We start from the raw sequence: 10,001 nt of genomic DNA, 5'->3' as shown, positions 1-10,001 counted from the left end.
CTGCGGGCCCGCTGCCGACTCGGGGAAGTAGACGTCGAGGTGGGCGTCGGCGTCGCCGGGCCGGTACTGCTGGTCCGTGACCCGGGCGACCCCGGCGGGCTCGTGCGCGCCGAGCGCCTTGGTGACGCGCGCCGCGTCCAACTCGAAGGCCCAGCGCACCGCCCTGGTGACCGGGCGCGGGGTGGTGCGGGCGACCATCACGCCCGCCGCCGCGGTCACCGCCGGGACGGCGAGCCCGAACAACGCGAGCCGCCGCCATCGCGCACGGGCGCGCGGCGCCCTCGAGTTGTCGCCGACATCGGTCATGGTGGTTCCTTCCGTCTGCCCGCGGTGTCACGCCGTCCGGCGGCCGCACGGACAGTCTCGCAGCTCGGTCGGGGCGGGGTGGAGTACCCGCGCCGTGGACACCGACGCGGTCGACGGGCTTCCTGCCGCCGATCCCGCGCTGTGCGCAACCTGCCCGGGAACTACAGCTGGGGCGTGGTGTGCGCCTTCAGGAACTCGACGGTCCGCTCGAGCGCGCGCGTGCCGTCCTCGTTGTCCAGATCGAACTGGTACTCGTGCGGCAGCGACGGCTCGTGGTCGGCCGGGTAGAACACCGTGGTGACGTCGACGCCGAGACCGCCCAGCTTCTCGGACAGCGGCTTGGACTGCTTGTCGGTCAGCGGGTCGCCGTTTCCGCCGGCGATGTACGCGGGCGGGAACCGGTCGGAGACGTGGTGCAGCGTCGACATCTGCTGCACGGCGGTCGAGTCCGCGAAGTCCTTGGTCCCGGTGTACGCCCAGATCGACTCGTCGGCTCCCCAGCCGACGATGCCCGACCCGCCGACCATCCGGTTCACGTCGTAGATGCCGCAGTTGAGCACCACGCCGCGCAGCTGCTCCGGCCGCAGCGACGGGGTGATGCCGAGGTCGCGGGCGTAGTCCGGGTTGGTGACCAGGGTGGCGAGCTGGCTCGACAGCTGCGCTCCTGCGGAGTCCCCGGCCAGCACGATCCGGTTCGGGTCGACGTGCAGCCGCCCTGCGTTGGCGACCACGTAGGCGTGCGCGTCGTTGAGCTGGTTCACCGCGGTCGGGTAGGTGTGCCCCGGTCCGAGCGAGTAGCCGAGCGAGATCACCGTGAAGCCCTGCGAGGCGATCAGCTCGTAGTAGGTGGCGTAGTTGCTCTTGTCGCCGGAGACCCAGGCGCCGCCGTGGGTCCAGATCACGGTGGGCAGCGCGTCGGCGGTGCCGGCGACCCGGTCGGGGTAGTAGACGTCCAGGAAGGCGTCCGAGTCGCCGCCGCGGTACTGCTGGTCGGTGAGCGAGTCGACGTCGCCGGGTGCGTGCTTCTCGAGCGCGGTGGTCACCTGCTCGGCGCCGCGGTCGAACACGAAGCGCACCGCGAGGGTGCCGGGCCACGGGTTGACGGCAACGGCCAGCGCGGTCGCAGCGACCAGCGCGACGGGGACGCCCAACACCCAGGGCCAGCGCCGCCGGCGGGGCCGCGGCGGCGGTTCGGGGCTGGTCGTCGCGGTCGCGTCGGTGGTCTCCGGGGTGGCCATCCGGCCAGTATCGCCTGCCGGGTTGGCGTGGTCGCGCAGCACCGCGCCGAGGGTTGGCTCACACCGCGGCGCGGGGGCGGTGGAGCTGTCGGGGTGAACGCCTACACTCAGAGCGCTTCCAGTCATTCCCCGGTCGCACCTGGTCTGGCACGTACGAACATCGAAGGCGACCCGAGCACGGAGAGGCGCGCGTGGCTGACTCGTTCGTTCACCTGCACAATCACACCGAGTACTCGATGCTCGACGGCGCGGCGAAGGTCGCGCCGTTGTTCAAGGAGGCTCAGCGGCTCGGGATGACCGCGGTCGGCATGACCGACCACGGCAACATGTTCGGGGCGAGCGAGTTCTACAACGAGGCCAAGAAGCACGACATCACCCCGATCATCGGGATCGAGGCGTACATCGCGCCGGAGTCGCGGTTCAACACCAAGCGTGTCCTGTGGGGCGACCGCAGCCAGAAGTCGGACGACGTCTCCGGTAGCGGCGCCTACACCCACATGACGATGGTCGCGGAGAACGCGACCGGCGTCCGGAACCTGTTCAAGCTGTCCTCGCGGGCCTCGATCGAGGGCCAGCTCGGCAAGTGGGCCCGGATGGACGAGGAGATCATCGCCGAGCACCACGAGGGGATCATCGCCACCACCGGCTGCCCCTCCGGCGAGGTGCAGACCCGCCTGCGTCTGGGCCACGACCGCGAGGCACTCGAGGCCGCCGCCAAGTGGCAGGAGATCTGGGGCAAGGACAACTTCTTCCTGGAACTGATGGACCACGGGCTGTCCATCGAGCGCCGGGTCCGCGAGGGTCTGCTGCACATCGGCAAGCAGTTGGGCATCCCCCCGCTGGCGACCAACGACTGCCACTACGTCACCAAGGACGCCGCGGAGAACCACGAGGCGCTGCTGTGCATCCAGACCGGTAAGACGCTCAGCGATCCCACCCGGTTCAAGTTCGACGGCGACGGCTACTACCTCAAGTCTGCCGAGGAGATGCGCGCGATCTGGGACGACGAGGTGCCCGGTGCCTGCGACTCGACCCTGCTGATCGCCGAGCGCATCCAGCCCTACGACGACGTGTGGAAGCACCGCGACCGGATGCCGATCTTCCCGGTACCGGAGGGCGAGACCCAGGCCAGCTGGCTGCGCAAGGAGGTGCTCGAAGGCCTCGACCGCCGCTTCCCGGGTGGCCCGCCGCAGGAGTACCTGGACCGGGCCGACTACGAGATCGACGTCATCAACGAGATGGGTTTCCCGGCCTACTTCCTGGTGGTCGGCGACCTCATCAACCACGCCAAGGAGGTCGGGATCCGTGTCGGCCCCGGCCGTGGCAGTGCCGCCGGTTCGCTGGTCGCCTACGCGATGGGCATCACCAACATCGACCCGATCCCGTACGGGCTGCTGTTCGAGCGGTTCCTCAACCCCGAGCGCGTCTCGATGCCGGACATCGACATCGACTTCGACGATCGACGCCGCGGCGAGATGGTCCGCTACGCCACGGAGAAGTGGGGCAGCGACCGCGTCGCGCAGGTCATCACGTTCGGCACCATCAAGACGAAGGCCGCGATCAAGGACTCGGCCCGAGTCCAGTTCGGCCAGCCGGGGTTTGCCATCGCGGACCAGATCACCAAGGCGCTGCCGCCGCCGATCATGGCCAAGGACATCTCGGTGTCCGGCATCACCGACCCGGAGCACGAGCGCTACAAGGAGGCCGTCGAGGTCCGGGCGCTGATCGACTCCAACCCGGACATCGCGAAGATCTACCAGACCGCCAAGGGACTCGAGGGCCTGATCCGCAACGCGGGCGTGCACGCCTGCGCGGTGATCATGTCCTCCGAGCCGCTGACCGACGCGATCCCGGTCTGGAAGCGCGCGCAGGACGGCGCCATCATCACCGGCTGGGACTACCCGTCGTGTGAGGACATCGGCCTGCTCAAGATGGACTTCCTGGGCCTGCGGAACCTCACGGTGATCGGCGACGCRCTCGAGAACATCAAGGCGAACCGGGGCATCGACCTGGACCTGGACTCGCTGCCGATGGACGACCCGGCCACCTACGAGCTGCTCTCGCGCGGGGACACCCTCGGCGTGTTCCAGCTCGACGGCGGCGGCATGCGGGAGCTGCTGAAACTGATGCAGCCGACCGGCTTCGGCGACATCGTCGCCGCCCTGGCGCTGTACCGTCCCGGCCCGATGGGCATGAACGCGCACACCTCCTACGCCAAGCGCAAGAACAACCTGGAGGAAGTCAGCCCGATCCACCCCGAGCTGGAGGAACCCCTCCGGGAGATCCTCTCGGAGACGTACGGCCTGATCATCTATCAGGAGCAGATCATGCAGCTGGCCCAGAAGGTGGCCGGCTACTCGCTCGGACGAGCAGACATCCTGCGCCGCGCCATGGGCAAGAAGAAGCAGTCGGTGCTCGAGGCCGAGTTCGAGGGCTTCGAGGCGGGCATGCTGGAAAACGGGTTCGGCGCCAAGGCAATCAAGGCGCTGTGGGACACCGTGCTCCCGTTCGCCGGTTACGCGTTCAACAAGTCGCACTCCGCCGGGTACGGACTCGTCTCCTACTGGACCGCATATCTCAAGGCCAACTACCCGGCCGAGTACATGGCCGGCCTGCTCACCTCGGTCGGCGACGACAAGGACAAGTCCGCGATCTACCTCGCGGACTGCCGGAAGATGGGCATCACCGTGATGCCGCCGGACGTCAACGAGTCCGCGGTCAACTTCGCCTCCGTGGGCAGTGACATCCGCTTCGGCATGGGCGCGGTGCGCAACGTGGGTGCCAACGTGGTGGCCTCGATCATCAAGGCGCGCAACGAGAAGTCGAAGTACACCGACTTCTCCGACTACCTCAACAAGATCGACGTGATCGCCTGCAACAAGAAGGTCACCGAGTCCCTGATCAAGTCCGGTGCGTTCGACTCGCTCGGGCACCCGCGCAAGGGCCTGTTCCTGGTCCACACCGACGCCATCGACTCGGTGCTGGGCACCAAGAAGGCCGAGGCGGTCGGTCAGTTCGACCTGTTCGGGGATGCCGGCGGCGGCGGGGACGAGTCACTGTCCTCGGTGTTCGCGATCAAGGTCCCGGACGAGGAGTGGGACACCAAGCACCGCCTGGCGTTGGAGCGGGAGATGTTGGGGCTCTACGTCTCCGGGCACCCGCTCAACGGGGTCGAGCACATCCTGCGGCAGCAGTCCGACACCTCGATCGCCTCGATTCTCGAGGGCGAGGTCAAGGACGGCGCGCAGGTGACCATCGGCGGCATCGTCGCCTCGGTGGACCGACGGGTGAACAAGAAGGGCCAGCTGTGGTGCATCATCCAGCTGGAGGACCTCATCGGCGGCATCGAGGTGCTGTTCTTCCCGCAGGCGTACGCGGTGTACGGCATGGACATCGCCGAGGACTCCATCGTGCTGGTCAAGGCGCGGGTGTCGATCCGGGACGACCGGATGTCGTTGATCGGCAACGACCTCGCGGTTCCGGACCTGTCGGCGGTCGGCGTGGCGAAGCCGGTCGCGGTGAGCCTGCCGACGCGGCTGTGCACACCCGAGAAGGTGGGGGCGCTCAAGCAGGTGCTGACCCGCCACCCGGGCACCTCGGACGTCCACCTGCGGCTGATCAGTGGGGACCGGATCACCATGCTCAAGCTGGACGACAGCCTGCGGGTGGAGCCGTCGTCCGCACTGATGGGCGACCTGAAGGCGCTGCTCGGGTCGAACTGTCTGACGGTCTGAGGGCCTGGCGGCGCCGGGCCGGGGCCGGGCCGGGGCCGGCGGGTGTCAGTCCCGGACGCGGGCCCAGTAGGCCCGACGGGCCCACCACGCGGTCACCGTCGCGGCGGCGGCCGCGAGGACGGCAGGCTGCAGGGTTGCCGTCGTCGCCAGGATCACCACGAACATCAGCACGCCGACCGCCAGGGCCTCGAGCTTGTAGAGCGGCCAGGCGGTGCCGGCCAGGTCGACGGTGTGCGCGCTGCGCGGCGCGCCGGGGCGCGGCGCAAGCAGGCGGTCGACGGTGGTCATGGGATCAGGCTACGTGAAATCTCGAGTTCGGGTCAACGAACATTTCAGTTCGAGTTGTTGATCTCACGTGTCACGCTGCGTCGACGAGGGCGCGGGTGTTGACTGGACGGCATGCCTCTCACCGGTGAGTACGAACCCAGTCCGAGCACATGGGCCGCCGACCAGGTCGATCTCTACGAGCGCTCCGGCGGTACGGAGGGGACGGAGATGCAGGGCAAGCCCGTCGTCATCCTCACGACCAAGGGCGCCAAGTCCGGCAAGCTCCGCAAGAGCCCGCTGATGCGGGTCGAGCACGACGGCGAGTACGCCGTCGTGGCCTCGCTGGGCGGCGCGCCGGCGCACCCGGTCTGGTACCACAACGTGGTCGCGGACCCGCACGTGGAACTGCAGGACGGCCCGGTCAAGAAGGACATGACCGCACGCGAGGTCACCGGCGACGAGAAGGCGGTGTGGTGGGAGCGCGCCGTCGCGGCGTGGCCCGACTACGCGGAGTACCAGAAGAAGACCGATCGCCAGATCCCGGTCTTCGTGCTCAGCCCGCAGTAGGCCCGTTCCACGCAGCTGGGGTGGGCGAGGCGGTGCGGATGGCGAAGTCGRATCTGCCGAACATTCCGCGGCCGTCACAGTTCGATCCGCGTGCTCGAGCGGGGCGGGTACGCGGCCCGGGCGGCGAGGTGGCAGCATAATTGGGTGTCCAACTCGCCCGAACTCGCTGACCTGAAGGCCGCACCGCTCGACGCGCGCGAAATCGACGCCGCCGCCAAGCGAATTTCCGGCGTGGTGGAAGCCACGCCGCTGCAGCTGAGCCCGCGACTGTCGGAGCTCATCGGAGCCAAGGTGTACCTCAAGCGCGAGGACCTGCAAGTGGTGCGCTCGTTCAAGCTGCGCGGCGCCTACAACCTGATCGTCCAGCTGGACGCGGAGGAACGCGCCGCCGGTGTGGTCTGCGCCAGCGCCGGAAACCACGCGCAGGGCGTCGCGTACGCCTGCCGGACGATGGGCATCCGCGGCCGTATCTACGTGCCGGCCAACACCCCCCGGCAGAAGCGGGACCGGATCCGCGCGCACGGCGGCGAGTTCGTCGAACTGATCGCGATCGGGGACACCTACGACGCGGCCGCGGCCGCGGCGGACGAGGACGTGCGGAGCACCGGTGCGACGCTCGTGCCGCCGTTCGACGACCCCCGCACGGCGGCGGGCCAGGGCACCATCGCCGCGGAGATCCTCGAGCAGCTCGGCACCGAGCTCGGCACGGTGATCGTCCCGGTGGGCGGCGGCGGCCTCATCGCCGGAATCGCCACCTACCTGCACGAGCGGTCCCCGCACACCGCGATCGTCGGTGTCGAGCCGAGCGGTGCGGCGTCGATGACCGCGGCACTGGTCGCGGGCGCACCGGTCACCCTGCCCGAGATCGACCCCTTCGTCGACGGCACGGCCGTCCGGCGGATCGGGAACCTGCCGTTCCAGGTGATGTCGGCCCTCGGCGCGGGTGTGGTCTCGCACGGGTCGCTGCCGCTGGTGGCGCAGCCGCGCTCCGGGGTGCCGGGCGAGGGCACGTTCGCGATGATCCACACCGACGAGGGCGCGGTCTGCACATCGATGCTCGAGCTCTACCAGAACGAGGGCATCATCGCCGAACCGTCGGGTGCGCTGTCGGTGGCGGCGTTGCGCCACGTCAACGTCGAGCCGGGTTCCACCGTCGTGTGCCTGATCTCGGGCGGCAACAACGACGTCTCGCGCTACGGCGAGATCCTCGAGCGGTCCCTGGTCCACCTCGGGCTCAAGCACTACTTCCTGGTGGACTTCCCGCAGGAGCCGGGCGCGCTGCGCAGGTTCCTCGACGAGGTGCTCGGCCCGGACGACGACATCACCCTGTTCGAGTACGTCAAGCGCAACAACCGGGAAACCGGCGAGGCGCTGGTCGGAATCCAACTCGGCGCGGCGTCGGGGCTGCCTTCGCTGCTCGAGCGGATGGCGGACTCGCGCATGCACGTCGAGCAGCTCGAGCCGGGTTCGCCGGCGTACCGCTACCTGACCTAGGTGTACCCGGCCATCAGGTTGGTGCCAGCCGACTGATCGGTGGAAGGCCTCCGAGTGCGCTGTGGCGTCGATGAGTGTTGTAGTGCTCGAGCCAGGGCGCAAGCGCGGCGGTCCGATCGGCGTTGGTGATGAAGACCTGCCGGTACGCCCACTCGGTCTGCAGGGTCCGATTGAGGCGTTCGACCTTGCCGTTCTGCCACGGGCAGTGCGGTTTGATGAACTTCTGCCGTATGCCGTGCTCAGCGCAGACCGCCCGGAGCGACCACCGGTAGGCCCAGGCGTTATCGGTCATCAGCCGTTCGATTCTGGTGATGCCGTGGCCGGCGAAGTAGTCGATCGCGCGGACCAGGAAACCTGCACAGGTGGCGCCCTTTTCGTCCGGGAGGACCTCCGAGTAGGCGAGCCGGGAGTGGTCGTCGACGAGCGAGTGGACGTAGTCGAACCCCACCTTCGTCGWGTAGTCCCGTGTCCGGTGCTCCCGGCCGCGGGCACGCCAYCCGCCGCCGTCGGGGATCCGGCCGAGCTTCTTGACGTCCATGTGCACCARCTCRCCCGGCYGCTCGCGTTCGTAGCGCACYGCCGTGGTCTTCGASGAGCGGATCACCTCRCCGGTCAACGGGTCGCAGTCMGCCAGRTASGGCRCCTGRYGWCGTCGCAGGACTCGGGARACGGTGCGGGCKGGCACCCCGAGTTCGGCTGCGAGCCAGTCCGGTCCGCGTCGTTCACGYATGCGTAGTTCGACGATSCGKGTCTCGACATCGACYGCGGTTCGGGWCGGCATCGTGTGCGGGCGYGAGGACCGRTCGTGCAAYCCTGCCTCGCCCTCGKCCTGGTAGCGGKCCACCCACGTGGACACGCAYTTGCGGGAAACGCCCATTGCGCTGGCGATRTGGGCCTTGGGCCAGCCGTCTCGGTGGCGCTCGACGATGAGCATTCTCCCGAGATAYGTGGTGCGGGCATTACGGTGGGGCACGAGAACCTCCGGTGGGAAGTGGGCCTTCGACAAGCCACACCTCAACCGGAGGTTCTCTTCACATCAAGCCGACACGCCTGTTACCAACGTCTTGGCCGGGTACACCTAGGGCGCGTCTCCCAACCCCCATTTCGGCGCCCCCGGCGTCTAATCTCCGTCCCGCTGCGTTGTCGTCGGCGCCGATACAACAGCGGTATCGGCTTCTCCTCCGCCTTGCCGGACGACGATTGCCTCACCGGGTGCATCCGAGAAGGGTTAGGAGACACGTCCTAGGCGTCCGGCGGGCACTAGACTCGGCTGTCATGGGCGCGCTGTTCGCGATGACGATCCCGGGGCTGGTGGTCCTGCTGGTCGCGCTCGCCTTCGCGGAGACCCTGTGGAACCGGATGACCGGCGGCCGGGCACTGCCCTGGACCCGGCGGCGCGGCGGCAGGACCGTCGCGGCGACGGGTTTCGAAGAGGTCACCGCGCTGTTCCAGGGTTCCAAGCTGCACGAGTTCGAGCAGCGGCAGACCGCGCTGATGCACCGCGAGGATGCGGGCGACGCGGCGCCGCCGCGGGTGCGCGTCGACATCGACGCGAACACGGTGGTGTTGCGCGGCGGGAACGGCTGATCCGGGCGGCGCGATGACGGAACTCCGGTACCGACTGCAACAGCGGCGCGAACTGGTCAGCGAGATTCCGGGTCCGCGGTCGCGAGCCCTCGACGTCCGGCGGCGGGCCGCGGTGGCGGCAGGGGTCGGGTCCAGCGTTCCGGTGTACGCCGCCGACGCGGACGGCGCCGTGGTGGTCGACGTGGACGGCAACTCACTCCTCGACCTGGGTGCGGGCATTGCGGTCACCAGCGTCGGCGCCTCCAATTCCGCGGTCGCGCAGGCGGTCTCGGGACAGGTCGCGCACTTCGCGCACACCTGCTTCATGGTCACCCCGTACGAGGGCTACGTGCGGGTCGCCGAGGAACTGGCGGCGCTGACCCCGGGCGAGCACGAGAAGCGGTCGGTGCTGTTCAACTCCGGCGCCGAGGCGGTGGAGAACGCGGTCAAGGTGGCGAGGCTGGCCACCGGCCGCGCCGCCGTCGTCGCGTTCGATCACGCCTACCACGGGCGGACCAACCTGACGATGGCGTTGACCGCGAAGTCGATGCCGTACAAGGCGCATTTCGGTCCGTTCGCCCCGGAGATCTACCGGATGCCGATGTCCTACCCGTTCCGCGACGAGCCCGGGCTCACCGGTGAGCGGGCCGCGCGCCGGGTGATCAGCCGGATCGACAAGCAGATCGGCGCCGACGGCGTGGCCGCGATCGTCCTCGAGCCCATACAGGGGGAGGGCGGGTTCATCGTTCCCGCACCGGGATTCCTGCCGGCACTGGCGCAGTGGGCACAGGCCAACGGCGTGGTGTTCGTCGCCGACGAGGTGCAGACC

Annotated in this window: 8 protein-coding genes and 1 pseudogene; 5 read left to right on the top strand and 4 right to left on the bottom strand. The window is 69.0% G+C overall.

Annotation, left to right across the window (positions count from 1 at the left end; genetic code table 11):
* A pseudogene (locus AC1DU4_RS25460) lies at positions 1–306 on the bottom strand (hypothetical protein); the annotation flags it as partial.
* A 161-nt stretch (positions 307–467) separates the two neighbouring features.
* Positions 468–1,544, bottom strand: a complete 1,077-nt coding sequence (locus tag AC1DU4_RS25455; RefSeq protein WP_477844628.1) for an alpha/beta hydrolase — start codon at positions 1,542–1,544, stop codon at positions 468–470.
* A 191-nt stretch (positions 1,545–1,735) separates the two neighbouring features.
* Here AC1DU4_RS25455 and dnaE point away from each other — a divergent pair, with 191 nt between their 5' ends.
* Positions 1,736–5,278: a DNA polymerase III subunit alpha gene (gene dnaE / locus AC1DU4_RS25450; RefSeq protein ID WP_477844626.1), complete on the top strand. Its 3,543-nt coding sequence runs from the start codon at positions 1,736–1,738 to the stop codon at positions 5,276–5,278.
* Positions 5,279–5,323: 45 nt separating this feature from the next.
* On the opposite strand, the gene AC1DU4_RS25445 is transcribed toward dnaE, so the two are convergent.
* A complete protein-coding gene (locus AC1DU4_RS25445) occupies positions 5,324–5,566 on the bottom strand; it encodes a hypothetical protein (RefSeq protein WP_477844624.1) in 243 nt (80 codons plus the stop codon).
* 111 nt (positions 5,567–5,677) lie between these two features.
* On the opposite strand from AC1DU4_RS25445, the gene AC1DU4_RS25440 reads away from it, so the two are divergent.
* Together AC1DU4_RS25440 and ilvA are read left to right on the top strand one after the other, a co-directional pair.
* Positions 5,678–6,112, top strand: coding sequence for a nitroreductase family deazaflavin-dependent oxidoreductase (locus tag AC1DU4_RS25440; protein ID WP_477844622.1), 435 nt, complete (start codon positions 5,678–5,680; stop codon positions 6,110–6,112).
* Positions 6,113–6,256: 144 nt separating this feature from the next.
* Positions 6,257–7,606, top strand: coding sequence for a threonine ammonia-lyase IlvA (gene ilvA / locus AC1DU4_RS25435; protein ID WP_477844620.1), 1,350 nt, complete (start codon positions 6,257–6,259; stop codon positions 7,604–7,606).
* A 13-nt stretch (positions 7,607–7,619) separates the two neighbouring features.
* On the opposite strand, the gene AC1DU4_RS25430 is transcribed toward ilvA, so the two are convergent.
* Positions 7,620–8,579, bottom strand: a complete 960-nt coding sequence (locus tag AC1DU4_RS25430) for an IS481 family transposase (protein WP_477844618.1) — start codon at positions 8,577–8,579, stop codon at positions 7,620–7,622.
* Between the two features lie 302 nt (positions 8,580–8,881).
* Here AC1DU4_RS25430 and AC1DU4_RS25425 point away from each other — a divergent pair, with 302 nt between their 5' ends.
* The gene (locus AC1DU4_RS25425; protein WP_477844616.1) at positions 8,882–9,193 is read left to right on the top strand and encodes a DUF6191 domain-containing protein; all 312 of its coding nucleotides are present in this window, start codon (positions 8,882–8,884) and stop codon (positions 9,191–9,193) included.
* Between the two features lie 13 nt (positions 9,194–9,206).
* Positions 9,207–10,001 (top strand): aminotransferase class III-fold pyridoxal phosphate-dependent enzyme (locus AC1DU4_RS25420; protein WP_477844614.1); only part of this gene is annotated, 795 nt, incomplete at its 3' end.

The sequence above is a fragment of the Rhodococcus sp. P4_F5 genome (genome assembly GCF_056401315.1).
The sequence above is the reverse complement of the archived record's forward strand: the minus strand, read 5'-3'. Positions and strand labels throughout refer to the sequence as shown.

Coding starts and splice junctions, on each gene's coding strand:
- AC1DU4_RS25425 (WP_477844616.1), top strand. CDS start 8,882: ATGGGCGCGCTGTTCGCGATGACGATCCCGGGGCTGGTGGTCCTGCTG.
- AC1DU4_RS25440 (WP_477844622.1), top strand. CDS start 5,678: ATGCCTCTCACCGGTGAGTACGAACCCAGTCCGAGCACATGGGCCGCC.
- AC1DU4_RS25455 (WP_477844628.1), bottom strand. CDS start 1,544: ATGGCCACCCCGGAGACCACCGACGCGACCGCGACGACCAGCCCCGAA.
- AC1DU4_RS25445 (WP_477844624.1), bottom strand. CDS start 5,566: ATGACCACCGTCGACCGCCTGCTTGCGCCGCGCCCCGGCGCGCCGCGC.